A 22366-nucleotide genomic window follows, 5' to 3' on the forward strand; every position below is an offset into this window, starting at 1 on the left:
GGGCTTATTCATGGCCGTTTATACGCAAGTTTCAGAACAGGAAGTCTCGCAATGTTTACAAAATTACGAGATCGGTGATCTTGTAAAATTGAAGGGAATTGCTCAGGGAGTTGAGAACAGTAATTTTTTATTGGAAACAACGACGGGCAAATATATTTTAACGCTTTATGAAAAGCGAATTAAGGCTGAGGAATTACCTTGGTATTTAGAATATATGGGGCATTTGGTTAAACATGGTGTTTCATGTCCTTTGCCTGTTGTCGATAAAGATGGCGTTGCGTTGACTGTTCTTGCTGGACGACCAGCAGCGATCGTTACTTTTCTTGAAGGAAAAGAAGCGCCTGAAATCACTGAACACCATTGTTTTGTACTAGGGCAAGCCATTGCCCAACTACATCTGGCTGGTTCAGATTTTACCAAATACAGAAAAAATAACGTGGGTCCAGATTCTTGGCAAGAGTTATTAAATAAATCAAAAGGCTACGATCAAGAGCAATTGATTCAAGAGATTGAACCTGTTTTACAAGAAATATTATCCCAATGGCCAATTGATAAAGATAATTTGCCGGTTGGGCAAATCCATGCTGATATCTTCCCAGATAATGTGTTTTTTTCTGCGCCAGATCAATTAAGTGGATTTATTGACTTCTATTTCGCTTGTACTGATTTCCTAGCTTATGATTTGGCTATTGCGATTAATGCGTGGTGTTTTCAGGATGATGGTCGTTGTCTAACGAATTTATCGACCGCTGTGATAAATGGATATGAGACTATACGTCCGTTAACGCCCGAGGAAAAACATTTTTTCCCAATATTGAATATGGGTGCAGCAGTTAGGTTTTTGTTAACGCGGCTACATGATTGGATTCATACGCCTGCAGATGCCTTGGTTACACCAAAAGACCCTAAACCATATCTATACCGCCTTCGATACCATCAAACATTGATAGCGCTTACTAATGAAACATGATGGTTCTTTGATTTCTGTTGATATTTGGACAGATGGCGGGTGCAGTCCCAACCCTGGTGCAGGAGGATGGGGAGTATTATTGCGTTGTCATGGAAAAGAGCGTGAATTGTATGGTGGTGAGGCCGAGACAACGAATAATCGTATGGAGTTAACCGCTGCTGCTGTGGCTTTAGAAACATTAACCCGTCCTTGTTTGGTCAATTTATATACAGATAGCGAGTATGTAAGAAAAGGAATTACTGAGTGGTTGGCAGGTTGGAAACGGAACGGCTGGAAAACTTCGGCTAAGAAACCCGTTGCGAATGCTGACTTATGGCAACGTTTGGAAGTAGCAGCAGAAAGTCATCAAGTGCAATGGCACTGGGTTAAAGGGCACTCAGGCCATCCTGAGAATGAACGCGTCGATCAGCTGGCCACGCAAGGGCGTATTGCATTATAGATAATATAATAGTTTGTGTTTAAAATTAAGAATCATATTTAGGTGAATTAATTTTGACTTAGATCAATCGCTTTTGTAATTCAAGTTGTTTCTTTTTCAAAAATTTGCGGCAATATACGGATCTATTGGTTATTGTAGATTTATTGGATTGTTTGTGCATTGGTAAAAGAATGCACAAACAAGTGCGCAATATAAAATTAATATCCGTCTCCAACACTCTGTTGTAAAATTGCATTTCTGTTGCCACCAGGTTGTCCAGCATATGTGTCATAAGATGCTGCGGCATTATAGGGCGGGGAAACAGGTGCGTCAAAATAAGCACGAATACCCGTTCCTGGAATATTAATGGATGGTCCATTATATGGTCTGTTAGGGGATTGGCTTGGGGTCGAACCAGGTAATCCAGGCCCTTTTTTAGAAGTGACACTGTCTGATTGTGTGGCAGTCATTGAACTGGTGTATTCTTGCACAGGTTGATATTCTGACATGCCGGGACTTGGGGTGGGGCGTGCTGTATTTTGTTGTGCAAAAGATGAGTTTGCCATTCCGATACTGCCAAAGAGAAGAGAAAAAGACAAAAGCGTTTGGGTTATTGTTTTTTTTGTAAAGCGGAACATTTGATAAATCCTTTTCCAGTAGTTATATTACAAATAAATCTTTTTATGCAGCAATCAATAATAAAAAGTAGAATAATAGAGATTTAAAAAAAGATGGTTTTTATGCCATATATTTTGAATAAAGATACTTTAAACGGGATCAATGAAATCAAGTTGATGATAAAGTAGGTTCAATTTTTAAAAAATAATATGATATTGTAATTTACTTTATTATTCATTCGTTTTGATATCATGATACCAAGAAAAAGAAGGTTTCGCAAATGACCATTAAAGATCATACAAGTTTAACACCACTTTCTTTGAACGATCAAGAAATTGCCCAATTGACGCAAGCGCTGGATAAATTGGAATCTGGTCGAGGGGTTTTGCTGCGTCTTGCTGATATTATGGGGGGCGCTGTGGGACACGCGGTTAAATTAAGTAGTCGTAGCCTTGGGTTGTCTGGCAATTTTCAACAGAAAATACAAAATTTAGCTAATAGTGCCGTTCAGATTGCTTTTGATGTTGCAATTGTAGGTATGGATCATCAATCAGGTCGTTTGAAGAATTTACCAAACTATAACAAAATACGCAGCTCGGTGATGCAAGCAATGGTCGTTACTTCTGGTGCTGTGGGTGGTTTTACTGGATTTACAGGAATGCTGCCTGATATCAGTTTTACCACATTGGCGCTGATGCGAGAGATTGCTAATATTGCCCAAGAAGAAGGTGAGGATCTATCCAATGAAGATACAAAGAGAGCCTGTTTAGAAGTCTTTGCGCTGCGCTCTTTTGGAAATGCAGGGCGTGCTAATGAGGAAAATGAACTAGGCTTTTTCTCTGCGCGATTAATGTTGCGTGGGCGACCAATGGTATTGTTAATGGCGGATATTTCTTATCAATACGGGCTTAGCCTGTCACAAAAATTGAGTTTACAAATGATGCCTGTGGTTAGTGCTTTGTGTGGTGCATCTTTGAATGCAGCGTTCTTGTCGCATTATCGTGCATTGGCGCGCGTGCATTTTGTTGCACGTCGATTGGAACGTGAACATGGACCTTTGGCAAAGGAAACGATTGAATATATTCGTAAACAACGTTTTGACGAATATGCAGCCTCTTAAAATATGTCAGTAAGCAACGAAGAGATTACGGCTGATATTTTGTTAGAAGCCTATAGGCAAGGTGTTTTTCCTATGGCTGATGATAAAGATGATCCAAGATTATATTGGTATCGTCCAGAGGAAAGAGGTATTCTTCCTTTGGACGAGTTTCATTTATCAAGACGGTTGGCAAGGACTGTTTTAGCCAATCAATACGAGGTCAAAGTCGATACCGATTTTTTAGCGGTGATTGATGCATGTGCGCATCCGACACCTCAAAGAGAACAAACATGGATTAATCAGCCCATACGTTCTTTGTTTTTTGAGCTTTTTGAACGAGGTCACGCTCATACTGTAGAAGTGTGGGACAAGGATCAGTTGGTTGGTGGATTATATGGGTTGGCAATCGGACAAGCTTTTTTTGGAGAAAGCATGTTCTCAAGAAAAACGGATACGTCAAAAATTGCATTGGTTCATTTAGTTGCACGGTTAAGGTTAGGTCATTTCCAACTATTAGATACTCAGTTTATGACATCGCATTTGGCGCAATTCGGTGGGTTAGAGATTAAAGATTTAGCATATGAAACACGATTATATCAGGCGATTGCACAATCAGGACATTGGTTAAATAATGAGTGGCAGACCGATATTTTCCAAGAAATCAAAGCAATGCGTGCATCAAGATAAGTTTGCGCATATAGTATCGAATAATTATAGTTAATAAATGAAGGTTCAAAAAAGAATGTCGTCTCTTTTACAAAAGAATTATCAATTGCCTTTATATAAAGGGGTGATGTTTGGTTTGGGTTCTTTCGTGATGATTTCTGGGGCGTGGGCTCAAGATGTCAGTTCTGAAAAGCCTTTATTTATGCCCAAACGCGATGTGACCGTTCTTTATGCCGTCAAACCAGAAAATTCGTCTTTGTTGCAAAGCAGAAAGATTATTTTTTCTGGTGATGGTAACAGATTACGTGTTGATGGTCCTGACAATATGGGAATTGTCATTGTTGATTCTGCAAAAAAAACGGCGACCGTGATTGCCAATAAATCAAGGGTATATGCAGTTGTTCCCAGTAAATCCGATCAATATGGTTTATTTTTAGATCCTAAAATGACTTTTCAAAAGAAAGGCACGGAACGTATTGCAGGCGTTTTGTGTCGAGATTGGAAAGTAAAAGGCCCCAAAGGTTCGGCAGTTGTTTGTATTACAGATGATGGGGTTTTGTTAAAACAAGAAGGTACTGATGCAGACGGAGTTGAAGGGAAAACCGTTGCTTTATCCGTCGATTATAGCAAATTGCCAGAATCAACATTTCAAATTCCTGTTGGATACCAGCCCGTAAAATTGCCCGAACATAAAGGGGATACACCAACTTTAATTGCACCGAATAGTGTAGCTCAACCCTTGATTCCGATGAAAGCAAAAGCAGCAGATGAGTCAAAAGGATTAAAAGTCGATGCGGATCAAAATCCTTTTATTACCCCTCAACATGATGTGGATGTTGTTTATGCAATTGCTGGAGCAATGCCTGGTTTACCACCATTCCATCAAAGAATGCGTTGGTCTGTAGGGGAATGGAAACAACGTATTGATTCTCAAGGTGTCGATACATACATGATAACCGATTATAAAAAGCAGCAATTGGTTGTGTTAAATCCAGAATTAAAGAAAAAAACAACAATGCCTGCACCAGGAGATTCAATTTTAGCCCCTGGGCAAAGGCCTGCTGGAGATTATATGAAGGTTGGTGAAGCCACCGTTGCAGGTCAACATTGTAATGAATGGCAAATCATTGATAGCGAAGGCAATCCTAATGACATTTGTTATACAGATGATGGGGTGATGTTACGTGTTGTAAGAAATAATATTCCGTTGGTAGTGGCGTTAAAAGTGAATTATGCCCCACAAGATGCAAAACTATTTCAGGTGCCATCTAATTTAACAGAATTGGCACCAGCGCAGTAAAATAGGCTTATTGGTCAAGTTCTTGGATGGTTTTTAAGACATCCTCAACATGACCAGTTACTTTTACTTTTGGCCAAATTTTAACAATTGTACCTTGTTCATCGATTAAAAATGTAGCCCGTTCAATGCCCATATATTTACGGCCATACATTGATTTTTCAACCCAAACGCCATAGGCTTCTGTCACATGTCCTTCTTCATCAGAAGCCAGAGGAAAGGTCAGATTATATTTATCTGCAAATGCTTTTAATTTTTTAACGGGGTCTCTTGAAACGCCAATCACTGGAATATTAATTTTGTTCAAAGTAGAAAGGTTTTCCTCGAACGCACAAGCCTCTTTGGTGCAACCAGAAGTATCTGCTTTTGGATAAAAATAAAGAACAAATTTCTTCCCGTTTAACTCAGATAAGGAAATCGATTTATCTAGTTGTGTTTGCATTTCAAAGTTGGGTGCTTTGGCACCTTCGGTTAATATCGTCATTGCACATACCTTTATGATTTAAAGAAATAGAATAAATACAGCATATCAGTTTATGTAAGAGAGCCAATATATTTTATAAAAATAGTTCTGACCTGCTTACCAATCATTTCTGCTTTTTCTTGAATTTTCGTAATGGCTTGAATGTCTTGAGTCGCTGTTCCCAAAAGGTCTCTGGACATTACTTCGATAATTGCAGGTGTCAGATCTGTGGTAATCTCTTTTGGTGGTAATTTGCCAAAGAAAATTCTTAGTAGACTTTGTAGATTTCTCCAGAAACAATCAGCCTGAATTAATATTTTCGCATCTTTAGCGTCTAAAACATTATGCTTGGCTAAATTTCGTAAAGCAATACGGGTGCATGGATGAAAAATACTTGGATTTTTGGCAATTAATTGCAGCGTTTGAGCAATGAATTCAACTTCCATTAATCCTCCAGTAAGGTGTTTAACATCCCAAGGACTGCTGGGCGGGGCATCTCTTAACAAACGTGCTCTCATATCAGCGGTATCTCTTAGCACTTTTTTATTTCTGAGGTTATGAGGTGCATTTAATAATGCGTGTTGAATAGTCTTGGTTATCTTTTTTTGTAATTTTAATGGACCACCAATAACTCTGGCTCTTGTCAATGCCATTCTTTCCCATGTCCAGGCTTCTTCTTTGTGGTATCGCTTAAAAGAAGTCAGAGAAACCGCAACGGGACCTTTGCTGCCAGAGGGGCGTAAACGCATATCAACTTCATATAATGAGCCCGCTGAACCAGCATTGGTGATGGCAGAGATAAAATTCTGAGTGAGTCGTATATAATAGTTATTGGTCGAGAGCGAACGCTGCGTTGAATTGTTTTGATGTGTAGTGTTACATACACTTTCGTAAATTTCTGGTGGATGATCGAAAATCAACATTAAATCGAGATCAGAACCAGCAGTCATTTCCCAAGAGCCAGCTTTTCCCAAAACAACAATACAAATCCCCCCATTGGGGATTATTCCATATTTCTTTTTGTGCTCTTTGGTAACTTGCTCAAGCAACGATTTCATGATGCTATTGGCCATAGAGGTGCGTAAAATCTGGGCTTTATTAAGGCTAAGTTGATTATCTAGATGTGCTACGGATAATCGAAATTCTTCACTATGTACTAAACTATGTAACGCAGGAATAACATCCATATAATATTCGGCATTTTTAAGGTAATTTCGAATCGTTTTTTGTAAATCAAATCGGTTTTTTACCAAATTTGTTTCTAAGAGTGCATCAATAGCGGCTGGATTGCTGGCGATATGTTCAGCAATAAAGTGGGATGTTCCAATAACGGCTGACAATCGTTTGATTAATGCGGGGTTGCGTTCGAATAGGGATAAAAGTTGAATACCCGCACGGTGGCGTGCCAGAATAGTGTCAAATCGTTGTAAAACCAATAACGGATTACGTTGATTTGCAAATGCATCTAGTAACTTAGGGAGCAGATTGGTTAGAATAGTTCTCGCCTTGGCCGTTCTTAATGCTCTGGGACCACTATCATTCCATGATTGTAAAATAGTGGCAGCTTCGACAGGAAAGCCTTTTTGGTTTAAATATTCCTTCAGCTCTTCGGTTGGCATATCTAGAATATATTGTTCATCATTTTCAGGGGTGGCAAATAATCCTTCAAAGGTTTGTCTGACAAATTGCATCAACGGAAATAGATCATGAGCAAATTTCTGAGGCGTTTCATATCCCATGAAAATAGAAAATTGTTCAAGTTCCTCAAGACTATTGGGTAAAGAATGGGTTTGATAATCATTTTGCATTTGCAAACGATGTTCAGTCTTACGCAATAAAGAATATGCTTCGATGAGTTTTTGTGTTTGAGATGCGGTCAGTAAGTCTTTTTCGGTCAGTTTTGTTAAGCCACCAACGGTTGTGGAATCTTGTAATTCTGGAAAACGTCCGCCCCAAACCAATTGCATGGTTTGAGGACAAAATTCAATTTCTCTGATTCCGCCGTGCCCTAATTTAATGTTTTGACCAACCAGCCAATTTAGGGCGTCTTGATCTGATATATTGGGGGGAAGTTTTGATAAATTTTGTTTGCCAGTTTTTTTATGTTGATCTATTCTTTTTTTCATTGCGTGAATATCGTCAATCACGGTGAAGTCGAGATGTCTGCGCCAAATGAACGGACGAATGGCTTCTAAGAAAGCATAACCAGCTGGAATGTCCCCTGCAATCGGTCTGGCTTTGCTCATTGCAGTGCGTTCCCATGTTTGACCTAAACTTTCGTAATAAGTAATTGCTGCTGGTAAAGAAACAGCCAAAGGAGAAGAAGAGGGGTCTGGACGTAAACGCAAATCAGTTCGGAATACATAGCCATTTTCGTCGCGCTCTTCCATTAAAGAAACGAGTTGACGTGTCAGTCTCACAAAAACCGTATTTAAGTCATCATTATCTGGATAAGTGTCAGGATCGTATAAAATTATCAGATCAATATCAGAGGAGTAATTTAATTCTTTTGCCCCAAGCTTTCCCATTCCAAGGACAATAAATCCACAATTTTTTTCAGGCGTGTTTGGATCGTGTAAATTTAGTTTTTTATTTTGGTGCGCATGGAGTAAAAGGTGATTAATAGCAAGATTTAATGTTGTTTCTGCAAGTGTGCTGAGCGTTAAAGTGATTTGTTGTAATGACCACACATTTCCAATATCTGCCAGAGCGCAACTTAATGCAATTTTTTGTTTAGTGACGCGTATTATTTTGGCGACTGCTTGACGAGATTCTTGTGCTGAAAATTGATGTAGCGTATCAAAGGTTATTTTACAGGCAAGATCAGGATCATTTTGTAATAGGAATTCAAAAAAATGGATATTTTGTAAAATTAAATGTGATAAATAAGGGCTGTTACCACCAATAGAATGAATAAGACTAACGATTATTTCTTGATCTAAAAAAGAGGGATCTTTTTCATACTGTATCCATAATTTCACAAGGTCTTCGTGAAATAAATCAGCGGATTGTTGATTTGCTGGTTTAGGCCAGTTTTGATGAAACCACGGAATTGAGGTAGAATGGGGTGCAGGCATATCAATGATCCTTGTAATTCCTAATCCATTGATGAGTAGTTATATAAAGTATGCAATCGAATACAGACCAAGAACCACAGACGATAACGACACAAAAATATCTTATACGATGGTTAAAAAACTTTCTATTCCTTATTCTTGGAGTAGTAATTTTTTTAAGCGCTATTGTGGTGACTGGTGGTATTTATCTTACTTTAGAGCCGGTGAATATTACGCCTTTTGTAAAATCTTGGTTACCTATACCTATTATCAAAGGGACGAACAAACACCACCCAGCAGGAACGTTGAATTTTCAGAAGCTTGTTGTTGCGTGGCCTGTATGGAAACTAGGTTTCTCAGCGCCTTTGCAAATAGAAATTCAAAAAGCTGAGATTTTGGATTATCAAGAACATGTGCAGGGAAGTATCCAATATGCAAAGCTCGGCTTGGCAGTTGCCCCTTTATTTCATCGTGAGATACAGCCTTTGTCCTTGAATGTGGTTGGGGCAGAGTTACGGTTTAAAAGAACAACGGATCAAAGTATTCAACTAGATCTAGTCGATCAAAAAAAGAGCTCTTCTAAGTCTAAGTTTCATTTTAATCTAAAATACCTGCATGACATTACTATTCGTAATAGCCATGTTAAATTAATGGATGAAGTGAATAATAAAGTCATTCAATTAAAACAAATTGATATGAATATTTCACCATTTTATATTCAAAATACGTTGGGCGTTGTTGGGCATGTAATGGCGCAGCTTGATGTTGATGGTCATGTGATTAATCTGAGTGCACAAAGTGGTGCCGATGAGAATATCGAAATAGCACGTCAGATGCTTAATAACACAGGTTTACTAAAATGGCATGTGCAGATGGATGGGTTCAATCCTGCTGATTTTGCACAAATCAATCCAGCGTTAAAAGAATTAGCACAAGTTAATCTTCCCATTTCACTTATGGCAGATATTGGCTTAAAATCAGAACAAAATCAATCTGTTATAGAACCTTATGAAATGTCTTTAACTATTAAAACCGGTAAAGGCAAAGTTGGGGTTAAGGGGCAAGATTTATATCCATCATCGCTTGATGCGCATATTCGTGCTAATTTTTCAACAGATTTGTATAAACCAGCTCATGTGACAATTGACAAAATGGCTTTGCAATTACGCTCTCCCAAGGCATTGGATCAGGATCAAAGTGGGCCATTATTCCAATTTACTGGATCTTTGTTTTTATCAAGCTTAATTAAGACTAAAGAAGTTAGAGTAAATTTCTCGGCGAATAGTTCAACGTTAGATTTTGCAACGATCAAAGATTACTGGCCTGCAATGGTTGCCAAAGGTGCACATGCGTGGGTAACAGAGAATATCACATCTGGGCAAGTGCACGGATTTAATATTGAAGCTGGATTATCCAGCCAAAAAGGCTGGGAACATTTGGATTTAGTGCATCTGGGCGGTGGTATTAAAGAAGCCGATCATGCGGAAATCCATTGGCTGCGTCCAGCCCCACCGTTAAAAGATATGAAAGCGAGCCTACGCTTTGTGGATCCTAGTCGTATCTATATCAAGCTTTGGGATGGGTATCAGGTTGTATATCCTAATAATACACCAACAGATCAATATCACAAATTATCAGTGCCCAAAGGAGATATGTGGATTACTGGGCTTGATAATCATCAAGAAACAGGGATAATTTCAACTGATATCCAAGGAAAATTACAAGATATTATTGCGCTTTTATACGAACCTAGATTACGCTTATTATCCCGACATCCTTTGCCTTTTAAGCATCCCAGTGGAGATGTAAAAACGACGTTAAAAGTCAAACTACCTTTGAAAAAGAAAGTCAAAATAGAGCAAATTTCTATTCAAGGTCATAATGAAATTCGCAATGCGTATTTAGATAATGTCGCTTTAGACAGAGATTTTAAAAATGGGTCATTGACGATCAACGTGGATACCGACCATTTAGAGTTAACAGGCAAGGGGATATTCTCTGTTTTTCCTATAACCCTAAAATATATGCAAAAATTCTCGCATAAGAGTGAGCAAAGTATTACAGAGACCGCTCAGGCAAAATTGGATATTACCCCTGATAGTTTAAAAAAAATGAAGGTCGATACATCGGGCGATTTTATAGGAGAGATCCCTTTATATGTTGGGTATCAGAAATTGCATAATGGTCAAGCAACTGTAAAATTACGATTTGATTTGCTTAATGCAGGTGTTCAATTGCCGATATGGACAAAAAATATTGGGCAACCAGCTATACTTGCTGGCGAAATAGCATTAGATCAAGGAAAATTAATTGGTATTAATAATTTATATGCGCAAGGAAAAGATCTTTCATTAGATGCTAATATTGACGTTATTAATCATACCCCTCAACAGTTAAATATTACGTCTTTCCAAATTGGTCGTTCAATTGGCCAAGCCAGCTTAAATATTCCCATGACCAAAGAAGCGATGAACAATCCACAAAAGGGCGATATACGTCTTTCTGTAAAAGCGGATGCTTTGGATATCGCACCTTTTGTTCACAAATATGTGGGGCAAGATAAGAAAAAAAGTAAAACTACGAAAGCGAAAGATCAATATCAACTTCCGATTGCTGCAACAGGTCGATACTCAGGGCCAAGAGGACGCAAGTGGGTTGTGAATATACAAGCGCAAAAGATTTTTTATCGCAAAGATCAATTCCTAAGCAACGTGACAACGTATATGGAGTATAATGGGGTGCGCTTGATGCGTTTATCTTATGGGATGCGCAAACCTTTTGTATTGACAGCCTCATTATTCCCCAAAGATCAATATCGATATTTTCATTTAGAGGCTCAAGATTTTGGTCAGTTTTTAGAAACGGTGGGCGTTTCAACACAATTAAAAGGAGGAACGGTTGTTTTTAAAGGGCAATTTGATGATGCTAAACCTTCTGCACCTTTTACTGGTCGGGTTAAGATCAAAAATGTGACGTTAGAAAATGCCCCACTTGCTATGCGCCGATTAAGCGATGCGTCAATTTACGGTTTGTTTAAGAAACGAAAAAACAAGGAAATTATTTTGGATACTATTCAAACTAATTTATCATTAGGTGATGGAATTTTAAATGTTACCGATGGGTTAGTGCATAACGCAGAACTAGGGGCCACGTTGCAAGGTGATATCGATCTTAATCAAGCCAATTTAAATTTAAGAGGGACGATCGTGCCTGTATACGCAATTAATAAACTATTTGGTTTTTTACCTGGCGTTGGCAAATTGTTTAGTCCAGAAAAAGGGGGCGGGTTTGTTGCCGTTCCTTTTGATATCGAGGGTGGCTTTAAAAAACCAATTTTTGATCTATATCCTGCTCGAATTTTAACTCCAGGGGTTCTAAGAGAGCTGTTTTATTAGTTAAGTTTTATTAACGAAACCGTAGTATTTTATTTATAGATACATATTTAATAAAATACGGTCTGGGAATAACGATTGTATTTCAGTTGCAAAAGTGGAGGAAATAATAATACAAAAGTTGGATGAAGAGCTTTCACGTTTTATACAGTTATATCGAGTTTTTAGAGTGAACCTACTTGCCTTAATACTGCCTTAATCTCGACTTATTGACCTTAATTATGATTTTTTGATTTAAGAGAAATTTGTAATATTATGGGTTATTTCTTTTATGTAACAAGAATTCATTTAATCTAGTATCATATTTAAATGGTTTATAATCATTCTTATTATGGCATGATTATTCATTTATATAAAATCATACTGATTATATAAATTAAGCGTTATATGAGAGCTTTATAATTTGTAGTCATGTTAAATGATTAAGCACATCGTTATTTAAGTTGCTGTGAAAATTATTTATTATTAAAACTAAAGAAATGGAGCATTTAGTTACGTGAATGCGATAGTTATTACGGCGTTAAAACGCCCGTATACCTTTGTTGTCTTAGCAATTTTGATCGTTGTATTTGGGGTTTTATCAATTTTTAAAACACCAACAGATATTTTTCCTGATATTAAAATACCTGTTGTCGCTGTGGTTTGGAATTATAACGGATTAATGCCCGAGGATATGTCAGGGCGAGTGGCTTACTATTACGAAAGAGCCCTCACGTCAACCGTTGATAATATTGAGCATATTGAAAGCAATTCTTTTTATGGTCGCGGGATTGTAAAAATATTTTTTCAGCCTGGAACAAATATTGCCGAGGCACAAACTCAAATCACGTCTGTTTCTCAAACTGTTTTAAAACAAATGCCAAAGGGGATTACGCCTCCTTTGATTTTGAAATATAACGCGTCTTCTGTCCCTGTATTGATGTTAAAAATATCCTCCAGCACTATAACAGGGTCTCAGCTTTATGATATGGCCTCTAACCTTATCCGCCCATCATTGGTTTCAGTAGCAGGGGCAGCATTGCCTTCACCCTATGGGGGAACGGCTAACAATGTACAAGTTTCTTTAAATCAAAAACGCTTATTGGCCTATGGATTGACGGCTACCGACATTGGAAATGCGCTCAATCAGCAAAATATAGTTCTGCCAGCTGGGGATCAAAAGATTGGTGCTGTTGACTTTATGGTGCAAACAAATGCAACACCACGGGCGATAGAAGAATTTAACAATATTCCTATTAAGCAAGTTGGAAATGCGACTGTTTATTTAAAAGACGTTGCTTGGGTGCACAGAGGCGGTTCACCACAAACAAATTTAGTGTTGGTAAAAGGGCACAAAGCCATTTTGATGGTGGTAATGAAATCAGGTGATGTATCAACATTGAATGTTGTATCTGGGATAAAAAAATTATTACCTCAAGTGCAAAAAACACTGCCACCAGGGGTTAATATTGACATTATCTCAGACGCTTCGACTTTCGTAAAAGAGTCCGTGGAAGACGTTGTCCATGAAATGGTTATTGCTGCTTTATTGACCAGCATAGTGGTCATTTTATTTTTGGGTTCGTGGCGATCCACGTTAATTATTGCCACGTCAATTCCTTTGGCTATTTTAACGGCGTTGATTGGATTGGATTTAGCAGGGCAAACCATTAATGTTATGACCCTTGGGGGGCTGGCGTTAGCAGTGGGTATCTTGGTTGATGATGCTACGGTGATGATTGAAAATATTGATACGCATTTAGAGATGGGAAAAAATCTCTATGACGCAATTGTGGATGCGGCCAATCAAATTGTTATTCCAACCTTTGTCTCTACACTTTGCATTTGTATTGTGTGGTTTCCGTTATTTGAGTTGACTGGCGTAGGTGGATGGTTATTTATGCCAATGGCAGAAGCTATTATTTTTGCGATGATCGCTTCTTTTATTTTATCCAGAACCTTGGTTCCCACGATGGCTTATTATCTTTTGCCAGGTCAGATCAGAGAGCATGAAAATCCTAATCGAAAGATTTCAAAACTTCAAAAGTTTTTAAATCGTTTTGACGCAGGTTTTGAGCGTTTTAGAACAAATTATAAGGCATTATTAGAGCATTTATTATCAATTCGAAAAGGATTTATTGCTGGATTTATGGTTTTTTCGCTTGCTTCGATGGGATTATTATATTTTTGTGGGCAGGATTTTTTCCCTGAAATTAAATCAGGGGAACTGGATTTGCATATGCGCGCGCCTTTAGGGACGCGGATTGAAGAAACAGGTAAAATCTCGTATTTAGTTAATGAAGAAATAGAGAAATTGTTACCTGGCCAGGTCAAAGGCATTGTCAATAATTGTGGACTACCATTCAGTAGTCTTAATCAGGCTTTTATTCCCACGCCTACTATTGGGTCGCAAGATTGTGATTTAACAATTTCTTTGAATAACTCTGAATCTCCGATTACAGAATATCGTAAAATATTACGTCAAGGGTTAAGGGATAAATTTCCTGGGACGGATTTTGCATTTATGCCAGGGGATATGACGGCCAAGATTCTGAATTTTGGCTTGCCCGCACCAATTAATGTTCAAATTGTCGGACGTAATCTATCTGCAAATTATGAATATGCTAAATTTGTGGCTTCTAAATTAAAAAATATTCCTGGGATTGCTGATGTTCGGGTGCAACAAACAGTGACTACTCCAACGTTAATGATAAATACACGCAGAACATTTGCCCTCAGCACAGGATTAACAGAGGCTGATATTGCTAATAATGCGTTGGCAACATTGTCAGGCAGTGGTCAGACGGCTCCGACTTATTGGCTTGATCCTAAAACTGGTGTTTCCCATTTGGTCAATATCCAAACACCGCAAGCAGAACTACAAACGATGAATGATTTGGAAACCATTCCTGTCAATGGGCCAGAGGGCGCTAGTGGGAAAACAAAAACACAAATGTTGGGGTCTTTAAGTCACATTTCACAAACTGGAACGGGTGGAGAGGTTTCTCATTATAATATCATGCCTGTTTTCGAGATTTATGCCAGCAACGATGGTCGGGATTTAGGTGCCGTATCAGCGGATGTAAATAAAGTGGTTCACGATCTTAATTCTCAATTGCCCAGAGGATCCACGATTGCGATCCGAGGGCAATCAACAACCATGTATAATGCATATTCTCAATTGATCGGTGGCTTAGCCATGTCAATTTTATTAGTTTATCTGATTATTGTTGTTAATTTCCAGTCTTGGTTGGATCCATTTGTGATTATCACGGCATTGCCTGGTGCATTAGCTGGAATTGCTTGGAGTTTATTTATAACCCATAGTTCTATATCTGTACCTGCATTAACGGGGGCGATTATGTGTATGGGTACGGCTACGGCGAATTCTATTTTAGTCGTTTCATTTGCAAGGGAACGTTTAGCTGTGCATGGAAATGCTGTTTTAGCAGCAGTGGAAGCAGGGTATGGACGTATTCGACCTGTTTTAATGACGGCTTCGGCAATGATTATTGGGATGTTACCAATGTCACTCAGCAATACTCAAAACGCCCCTCTGGGTAGAGCAGTGATGGGTGGATTAAGCGTTGCAACCTTAGCAACTTTACTCTTTGTTCCTTGTGTTTTTGCACTTGTTTATTATCGCCAGAAAAAGGAAGCTGTTTAATGTCTGGATTTTCAAAAAAAACAAAAGCAGTTTTTGCATTTATTGCGGTCGGTGCAGTCATTTACACTGGAATAGAAATAGTTCAACGCCAGCATCATGTTCACGTGTTGGTCAAGGAAGCTAAAGATTCATCTATACCAAGAGTGCAATATATTAATCCACAAACGGGTCCCACAGTCCGTAACCTGACCTTGCCAGGAAATGTAACGGCTTGGTATCAGGCTCCTATTTATGCTCAAGTCTCTGGCTATGTTAAGCAATGGTATAAAGATTTTGGTGCTGACGTTAAAGCTGGGGATATATTAGCAACCATTGACACCCCAGGTTTAGATGCTGAGTATGAAGCAGCCAGAGCCAATTTAAAAGTGGCTCAAACAAAATATCAGCTAGCCAAAGTTACAGCACAACGATGGAAAGCACTTTCTGGAACAAAAGCTGTTTCACAACAAGAAGTAGACGTGCAGGCGGCAAATGCGAAAGTGCAAGATGCTTTGGTTGATGCTGCAAAACATGATGTTGATCGCTATGCGGCTTTACAAGCGTTTAGAAGTATTCGTGCCCCTTTTGATGGTGTGGTAACCTCTCGTTTAACGGATGTTGGGGATTTTGTGAATGATAATGGTGATCTGAGTCGTTCAGGAAAAGCTACGGAATTATTTACCGTGGCGGACATTCATCGATTACGTGTATTTGTCGATGTGCCACAAGATTATGCCTCTATTTTAAAGTCTGGTGTTAAAGCGGAATTGACAGCTATTCAATATCCTGGGAAAATTTTTAAAGCAGATTATTTAACGTCTGCGCGGGCATTTAATACAACGACCCGAACAGTGACAACCGAATTAACGGTTGATAATGCATCTCATTTATTGTGGCCGGGTACTTTTGTAAATGTTCATTTCATCGCCCCTGCAGATCCTAATATATTAATCTTACCAGAACAAGCACTGATTTTTAGAGCGCAAGGTATGCAAGTTGCTGTGATTGGAACGGATAATCGGGTTCGAATGCACAATGTGACTTTGGGAAATAATTTGGGTAAATCTGTACAAATCTTATCAGGGGTTACTAAAACAGACCGTGTTGTGAATAACCCTTCGGCTGGATTGATGGACGGGCAATTGGTGAAGTTAGTGGATAGCACCCCTGGGTATAATGATGATTTTCAAAATACAGAGCAAATAACTCCTAAACATGAAAATGAATCGCTCAAGAAAAATGCTGCACAACCTGTCGAGGTACAACAATAATGTTGAATAACTTTAGATTACAGCACACTCGAATAGGGATATGTTTAGTTTCGGGTTTGTTGATGTTAAGCGCATGTGATTTAGCCCCTGAATATAAACAACCTCAATATGCTTTGCCTGATACATGGCAAGGGACGGCGCCGTTTCATGTTGCTCAACCTTTAGATGAAATCCCAAAAGGGACATGGTGGACTGTATTTAACGATACGACTTTAAATCAATTAGAAGACCAGCTGAATAAAAATAACCCTGATCTAAAGGCTGCCGCAGAAACTTTTATGCAAAGTCGTGCGTTGTTAAGCGAAGTCAAATCTCAGCTCTATCCTAATTTAACACTCTCGGCTGGTGGAGGACGGTATAAACAGTCTCATAATCGTCTGTTTCGTAGCTCGACAAGCAATGGACCTATTACAGAGAATAATGCCCAATATCAAGCCTCTGCAATGTGGGAGGTTGATTTGTGGGGCAGGATTCGTAATCAGATCAAAATGCAGCGCAGTCTAGCACAAGTGAGTGCTGCTGACTATGAAGCGGCTAAGTTGAGTTTACAAGCCGAATTAGCCAGAAACTATATGATTTTACGTGGATATGATGCGCAAAATGAAGTGTTAAAAGAGTCAATTAAGTATTTTGAAGCAGCTGTTGATGTGACACGTATGCGTCAAATGGGGGCAATTGCTGCGGGCATTGACGTATCAAGAGCTGAAAATCAACTTGAAATGACCAAGGCACAACAGACAGAAATTCAGGCTCAACGTGATATTACAGAACATGCAATTGCGGTATTGGTCAATCAAGTTCCCATGGGTTTTCATGTTGAACCTGTAAAATCGAATGAGGCGATGTATATTCCCAATGTGCCTTTGGGGGTTCCTTCTGCCTTGTTACAACGTCGCCCTGATATTGCCAGCGCTGAACGTCAAATGGCAGCGGCTAATCGTGCGATTGGGGTATCAAAAACAGCTTTTTATCCAGATATTACCATTAATGCCTTAAGTGGATTTGAAGATAGTGGTTTTGGTTTAGCCACATTGCCGAACAGTATGTGGTCAGCGGCAGTTAAGGCCGCCCTCCCTCTATTTCAAGGTGGATTACGCAGAGCAACGTTACAAAGGAATTGGTCTCAATATCGACAAACCAGAGACAATTATCGTTCCGTAGTATTAAATGGATTTAAAGAGGTTGCTGACAATTTGACATTAACTCAAAAGATGTCTCAAAAATTCAAAGAGAATAAAGCAGCATCAGAAGCAGCATTGCGAACACAAGGGATGGCAATGTCTTTATACACGGGTGGGCTAACAAATTATTTGGATGTTGTTACCGCACAAACGGCAGCCCTAACCGCCCAGATAGCAGAAGTTGAAAGTCAAACCAGATTAATGCAAGCTTCTGTCAATCTGATCACCGCTTTAGGTGGGGGATGGGATGCAAACGAACTGCCACAGAAAAAGTTAGAATCAGTGGGTGTGTTTCAGTATAGTCATTTAGATTATTCTCTTGTAAGTCCATAATAGATAAGATTGGAAAATATTTGACAAGAGTTGTTTAATAAGAGATTTGTATAGATAATTTGAAATAATAGCGCTCTTCTAGGTTTTAGAATGTGTTATTCAATATATTCTAATTAATAAAATATTAAGGGGATTAATTATGAAGTCTTGTTTACTTGTTGGCGCGGCTGGACACCCTAACTTTGGCGACGAAGCAATTATGCGGGTATGGATTAATAATTATTTGGATCTTTTCCAGGGGGGAATGGTTTTTTGTGATGGCTGGGGGGCGGAATTAAAGCGCTGTATAGAGGTTATGCATGTGGATAAGGTATATGCCGTGTCAGATGTTCAAAGTATTTTTAAAACGTCAAGGCATTTTCGTATAGAAGACAATAAAATATCAATTATTGACATAGATAACTATAAAAACGATATTAAAGCTATCGCGCAAAATCTAAAAGAGTTTGGAATAGAAGCCATACATTTATTTGGTGGTGGCTATATTAATTCGATGTGGTCTAGGGCTTATATCTTGATTTTATCTTCTTTATTAGTGGCTTGTGAGGCTAAAATACCTGTATTTGCTACAGGGTTAGGTTTGCTCCCGTGCGATCCAGCATATTATAATTTTGTAAAGTTATTTAAACATTTTTCATTATGTGATGTGCGCGATAAAGAAAGCTTCAGTTTATTGTCGATGTGCAACAGCTTCAATATTAGTTACTCAGGTGATGATGTCCTGATGGCTTTTGATAGAGAAAAAAATTATCTAGTTAAAGAAGAAGACGAACCGTCACTTGTTATTTGTTTGCAGAATGATCTTTTTCATGGGGACGCATTGCTCCCAAAAATATTATCAGAAGATCTTTTATTGCATTTCGCAAACAATGGAATTAGAAATTTAAAGCTTATTGCAGCTATGGAGCCAGATTCTCGAATTAAAATGAAAGAAACAATGGATCGAATGCATTCTTATGGGCTTACCGTTTCTTATGTGGATCATTTTACTTTGTTAGAACATGGGATACCTGTGCACAAAGATAGCTTTTTTATTACTAGTAGATATCATGTCCACCTTATTGCATCTTTGTGGGGATGCAGGGGAATAGCGTTGTCTAGTAATAAATATTATGATGTAAAACATGCTTCTGTGAATATGATGGGTAGTGCTTGGGATGTTGTCAACTTTACTGATGCGGAAAGAATGTTTTCCAATAGTGAAGAGGTGTTAGCAAAGGTTAGGAACGCTTTGTCACACCATGCAGATATTAAAAGCCATTTTATAGATAAAAAGGCATTTATTTTAGATAGGGTTATTAAGCAAATCAAGAACTGTAAGTATGTTAATTTAGATTTGGATATGGCTTTTGATTTAATTAAGGTTATTAATAACTAAGTTGGATAAATTATTATTTTTCTTGTTCTAAATTAAAAATCTTGACAAAAAAATAAAAACATAAGAAAAATGCAAGTTCTCATCGGAACGCGGGAGATGAACTGTAAGGTAATTGAATATTTCTTTACGGTTTTCGTGTGAACCGCGGTCTGGGTAGAATTTATTAAGGAGACCCGGATATGGCCAAAAAGATTGTTGGCTACATTAAATTACAAATTCCTGCGGGGAAGGCGAATCCATCCCCACCAGTTGGTCCAGCATTGGGTCAACGCGGTTTGAATATTATGCAATTCTGTAAAGAGTTTAATGCTGCGACTCAAAATCTTGAACCAGGAATGCCAATTCCTGTCGTGATTACTGCTTATGCAGATCGCACATTTAGCTTTATTACAAAAACACCACCGAATACGTATTTCTTGTTAAAAGCTGCTAAAGTATCAAAAGGCGCTCAAGTTATCGGTAAAGGTGCGACTGTTGGTACAGTCAAAATGAGCCAATTGCGTGAAATTGCTGCTGAAAAAATGAAAGACATGAATGCGAACGATGTCGATGGTGCAGTTCGTATGTTGGTTGGATCAGCACGTTCAATGGGCTTGAAAGTAGAGGAGTCTTAAGACATGGCTAAAAATAAACGTCTTGCTGCGGCTCATGCTACTTTAGAACGTCATAAAGTTTATTCTCTACAAGAAGCGATTGCTCTTGTTGTTGGTAATGCTAAGGCTAAATTTGATGAAACCATTGAAATTGCGATTAACTTGGGTGTAGATCCTCGTTATGCAGACCAAATGGTTCGTGGCTTAATGTCTCTTCCTCATGGAACAGGTAAAACATTACGCGTTGGTGTTTTTGCTCGTGGTGATAAAGCTGAAGAAGCAAGAGTGGCAGGTGCTGATGTTGTTGGTGATGAAGATCTAGCTGAAAAAATTCAAGCTGGTCAAATTGATTTTGACCGTTGTATTGCAACCCCTGACATGATGGCATTGGTTGGTCGTTTAGGTAAGGTGCTTGGTCCACGTGGATTAATGCCAAACCCTAAATTGGGAACGGTGACAATGGATGTTAAGGGTGCGGTTAGTGCAGCCAAATCTGGACAAGTAGAATATCGCGCTGAAAAAGGTGGTGTTGTGCATGCTGGTATTGGTAAAGCATCTTTTACTGCAACCAATCTTGTAGAAAATATCCGTGCATTTGTCGATGTGGTGCAAAAAGCACGTCCAACAGGTGTAAAAGGAACCTATATGAAGAAAATTTATCTTTCCTCAACAATGGGTCCTGGGATTGAAATCGATATTGCTAGCGTTAACGCTGGTTAATATGATATAGAGTTATCATTGGCTTGTATTTTACAAGTCAATGCATATATAGGGTAAGATATCTTGCCCTACACCTGTCCAAGACCGTACGTAACTTAGTTTTAAAAGTTCTCGTAGCTGCGAACGGGAGGCGGGGCTGGTATGTATAGATTTTTACAAGTCTGTTTATGTGCTAGTGTAACCGTTTAGGACAGGCGAACCGGATTGTATTTTATAGATATAATCTAAATGGTAACCTGAACAGTCAATAATTGACTGATCAAATTGGAGACGGGATTTGGACCGCACGGAAAAACGAGCTTTTGTTGCTTCCATGGCATCTGTTTTCGCAAATACATCAATGCTTGTTGTTACACGTAACAAAGGGTTGGATGTGGCTGCTGTTACAGATTTGCGTCGTCGTATGCGCGCTGCTGGTGCAACTTATAAAGTTGGAAAAAACCGCTTGGTCACCCTTGCTGCTAAAGGTACCCCATTCGAAGGTATTACCCCATTGTTAACTGGTCCAATTGCTCTTGCATGGGCACAAGATCCAGTTTCAGTTGCGAAAGTAGCCGTCGAGTTCGCCAAAACCAATGATAAACTTGAAATTCTTGGTGGTAATTTAGATGGGCAGATGCTTGATTTAAATCAAGTTAAAGCTCTAGCAGAATTGCCTTCATTGGATGTATTGCGTGCACAGCTGGTTGGGCTTATTTCTACACCTGCTACGCGTATTGCTGGTGTTGTTCAAGCTCCTGCTGGACAATTGGCACGGGTTTTTGGCGCTTATGCGGACAAAGGTGAAGCGGCTTAATAAGATTAAGCTTTTATTAATTTGCTAAATTATTAGTAAATTTGTATTGAACACTTATATTAGTATATAAATAGGATAGATATCATGGCTGATTTAGCTAAAATTGTTGACGAATTATCTGCATTAACTGTTTTGGAAGCTGCAGAACTTTCTAAAATGTTAGAAGAAAAATGGGGTGTCTCTGCTGCTGCTCCAGTTGCTGTTGCTGCTGCTGCTGCTCCTGCTGCTGCTGCTGAAGAAAAAACAGAATTTGATGTAATTCTTGCTAAATCTGGTGACAAAAAAATTAATGTCATTAAAGAAGTTCGCGCAATCACAGGTCTTGGTTTAAAAGAAGCTAAAGATCTTGTTGAAGGTGCACCACAAACTCTTAAAGAGGGTGTGAATAAAGATGAGGCAGAAAAAATTAAGAAGACCCTTGAAGAACAAGGTGCTACTGTCGAATTTAAATAATGCTATGGATCAAACGTTTATAGGGCTTTCTCTATAT

The 22366-nt window shown here is 38.7% G+C and carries 17 protein-coding genes; 14 read left to right on the top strand and 3 right to left on the bottom strand.

What is annotated here, in order from left to right:
* Window positions 1-10: 10 nt before the first annotated feature.
* Together PQG52_RS00765 and rnhA are read left to right on the top strand one after the other, a co-directional pair.
* On the top strand, window positions 11-970 hold the full coding sequence (locus tag PQG52_RS00765) for a homoserine kinase (RefSeq protein WP_271827459.1): 960 nt from the start codon (window positions 11-13) through the stop codon (window positions 968-970).
* Window positions 960-1409, top strand: coding sequence for a ribonuclease HI (rnhA, locus tag PQG52_RS00770; RefSeq protein WP_271827460.1), 450 nt, complete (start codon window positions 960-962; stop codon window positions 1407-1409). Before PQG52_RS00765 ends, rnhA begins: the two co-directional genes overlap by 11 nt.
* 197 nt (window positions 1410-1606) lie before the next feature.
* Here rnhA and PQG52_RS00775 read toward each other — a convergent pair whose 3' ends face one another.
* Window positions 1607-2026 (bottom strand): hypothetical protein, encoded by a 420-nt coding sequence (locus PQG52_RS00775; RefSeq protein ID WP_271827461.1) that lies wholly within the window; start codon window positions 2024-2026, stop codon window positions 1607-1609.
* 260 nt (window positions 2027-2286) lie between these two features.
* Between PQG52_RS00775 and PQG52_RS00780 the strand changes: the two genes are divergently transcribed.
* The 3 genes from PQG52_RS00780 to PQG52_RS00790 are packed head-to-tail and all read left to right on the top strand — an operon-like array spanning window position 2287 to window position 5071.
* Window positions 2287-3126, top strand: a complete 840-nt coding sequence (locus PQG52_RS00780) for an EcsC family protein (protein ID WP_271789363.1) — start codon at window positions 2287-2289, stop codon at window positions 3124-3126.
* A gap of 3 nt (window positions 3127-3129) precedes the next feature.
* Window positions 3130-3792 carry a leucyl/phenylalanyl-tRNA--protein transferase gene (gene aat / locus PQG52_RS00785; protein ID WP_271827462.1) on the top strand — a complete coding sequence of 221 codons (663 nt, stop codon included), beginning with the start codon at window positions 3130-3132 and terminating at the stop codon, window positions 3790-3792.
* A 55-nt stretch (window positions 3793-3847) separates the two neighbouring features.
* Window positions 3848-5071: a DUF4412 domain-containing protein gene (locus tag PQG52_RS00790; RefSeq protein WP_271827463.1), complete on the top strand. Its 1224-nt coding sequence runs from the start codon at window positions 3848-3850 to the stop codon at window positions 5069-5071.
* 7 nt (window positions 5072-5078) lie between these two features.
* Here PQG52_RS00790 and bcp read toward each other — a convergent pair whose 3' ends face one another.
* Both bcp and PQG52_RS00800 read right to left on the bottom strand, forming a co-directional pair.
* Complete coding sequence (gene bcp, locus PQG52_RS00795; protein ID WP_271827464.1) at window positions 5079-5552, bottom strand: thioredoxin-dependent thiol peroxidase; 474 nt, start codon at window positions 5550-5552, stop codon at window positions 5079-5081.
* A gap of 50 nt (window positions 5553-5602) precedes the next feature.
* Window positions 5603-8608: a bifunctional [glutamine synthetase] adenylyltransferase/[glutamine synthetase]-adenylyl-L-tyrosine phosphorylase gene (locus PQG52_RS00800; RefSeq protein ID WP_271827465.1), complete on the bottom strand. Its 3006-nt coding sequence runs from the start codon at window positions 8606-8608 to the stop codon at window positions 5603-5605.
* Window positions 8609-8778: 170 nt separating this feature from the next.
* Between PQG52_RS00800 and PQG52_RS00805 the strand changes: the two genes are divergently transcribed.
* From PQG52_RS00805 to rplL, 9 genes are all read left to right on the top strand, one after another.
* Window positions 8779-11982 carry a YhdP family protein gene (locus tag PQG52_RS00805; RefSeq protein WP_271827467.1) on the top strand — a complete coding sequence of 1068 codons (3204 nt, stop codon included), beginning with the start codon at window positions 8779-8781 and terminating at the stop codon, window positions 11980-11982.
* Between the two features lie 493 nt (window positions 11983-12475).
* Window positions 12476-15625: an efflux RND transporter permease subunit gene (locus PQG52_RS00810; protein WP_271827469.1), complete on the top strand. Its 3150-nt coding sequence runs from the start codon at window positions 12476-12478 to the stop codon at window positions 15623-15625.
* Window positions 15625-16875, top strand: a complete 1251-nt coding sequence (locus tag PQG52_RS00815) for an efflux RND transporter periplasmic adaptor subunit (protein WP_271789356.1) — start codon at window positions 15625-15627, stop codon at window positions 16873-16875. The genes PQG52_RS00810 and PQG52_RS00815 overlap by 1 nt, the downstream gene beginning before the upstream one ends.
* The gene (locus tag PQG52_RS00820; RefSeq protein WP_271827471.1) at window positions 16875-18389 is read left to right on the top strand and encodes an efflux transporter outer membrane subunit; all 1515 of its coding nucleotides are present in this window, start codon (window positions 16875-16877) and stop codon (window positions 18387-18389) included. The genes PQG52_RS00815 and PQG52_RS00820 overlap by 1 nt, the downstream gene beginning before the upstream one ends.
* Before the next feature lie 139 nt (window positions 18390-18528).
* The gene (locus tag PQG52_RS00825) at window positions 18529-19767 is read left to right on the top strand and encodes a polysaccharide pyruvyl transferase family protein (RefSeq protein ID WP_271827473.1); all 1239 of its coding nucleotides are present in this window, start codon (window positions 18529-18531) and stop codon (window positions 19765-19767) included.
* A gap of 179 nt (window positions 19768-19946) precedes the next feature.
* Window positions 19947-20381, top strand: coding sequence for a 50S ribosomal protein L11 (gene rplK / locus PQG52_RS00830; protein WP_271789353.1), 435 nt, complete (start codon window positions 19947-19949; stop codon window positions 20379-20381).
* Between the two features lie 3 nt (window positions 20382-20384).
* Window positions 20385-21080 (top strand): 50S ribosomal protein L1, encoded by a 696-nt coding sequence (rplA, locus tag PQG52_RS00835; RefSeq protein ID WP_271827475.1) that lies wholly within the window; start codon window positions 20385-20387, stop codon window positions 21078-21080.
* 277 nt (window positions 21081-21357) lie between these two features.
* Entirely contained in the window at window positions 21358-21876 is a 519-nt protein-coding gene (gene rplJ / locus PQG52_RS00840) for a 50S ribosomal protein L10 (protein ID WP_271827476.1), read from the top strand.
* Window positions 21877-21960: 84 nt separating this feature from the next.
* On the top strand, window positions 21961-22329 hold the full coding sequence (gene rplL, locus PQG52_RS00845) for a 50S ribosomal protein L7/L12 (RefSeq protein WP_271789350.1): 369 nt from the start codon (window positions 21961-21963) through the stop codon (window positions 22327-22329).
* Window positions 22330-22366: the final 37 nt, after the last annotated feature.

Origin of the sequence: Commensalibacter communis, from assembly GCF_947179105.1 — a bacterium.
Lineage (GTDB): Bacteria > Pseudomonadota > Alphaproteobacteria > Acetobacterales > Acetobacteraceae > Commensalibacter > Commensalibacter communis.

Excerpts from the sequence above, each read along its gene's own strand:
- PQG52_RS00765 (WP_271827459.1), top strand. The coding sequence starts at position 11 with ATGGCCGTTTATACGCAAGTTTCAGAACAGGAAGTCTCGCAATGTTTA.
- rnhA (WP_271827460.1), top strand. The coding sequence starts at position 960 with ATGAAACATGATGGTTCTTTGATTTCTGTTGATATTTGGACAGATGGC.
- PQG52_RS00775 (WP_271827461.1), bottom strand. The coding sequence starts at position 2,026 with ATGTTCCGCTTTACAAAAAAAACAATAACCCAAACGCTTTTGTCTTTT.
- PQG52_RS00780 (WP_271789363.1), top strand. The coding sequence starts at position 2,287 with ATGACCATTAAAGATCATACAAGTTTAACACCACTTTCTTTGAACGAT.
- aat (WP_271827462.1), top strand. The coding sequence starts at position 3,130 with ATGTCAGTAAGCAACGAAGAGATTACGGCTGATATTTTGTTAGAAGCC.
- PQG52_RS00790 (WP_271827463.1), top strand. The coding sequence starts at position 3,848 with ATGTCGTCTCTTTTACAAAAGAATTATCAATTGCCTTTATATAAAGGG.
- bcp (WP_271827464.1), bottom strand. The coding sequence starts at position 5,552 with ATGACGATATTAACCGAAGGTGCCAAAGCACCCAACTTTGAAATGCAA.
- PQG52_RS00800 (WP_271827465.1), bottom strand. The coding sequence starts at position 8,608 with ATGCCTGCACCCCATTCTACCTCAATTCCGTGGTTTCATCAAAACTGG.
- PQG52_RS00815 (WP_271789356.1), top strand. The coding sequence starts at position 15,625 with ATGTCTGGATTTTCAAAAAAAACAAAAGCAGTTTTTGCATTTATTGCG.
- PQG52_RS00820 (WP_271827471.1), top strand. The coding sequence starts at position 16,875 with ATGTTGAATAACTTTAGATTACAGCACACTCGAATAGGGATATGTTTA.
- PQG52_RS00825 (WP_271827473.1), top strand. The coding sequence starts at position 18,529 with ATGAAGTCTTGTTTACTTGTTGGCGCGGCTGGACACCCTAACTTTGGC.
- rplK (WP_271789353.1), top strand. The coding sequence starts at position 19,947 with ATGGCCAAAAAGATTGTTGGCTACATTAAATTACAAATTCCTGCGGGG.
- rplA (WP_271827475.1), top strand. The coding sequence starts at position 20,385 with ATGGCTAAAAATAAACGTCTTGCTGCGGCTCATGCTACTTTAGAACGT.
- rplL (WP_271789350.1), top strand. The coding sequence starts at position 21,961 with ATGGCTGATTTAGCTAAAATTGTTGACGAATTATCTGCATTAACTGTT.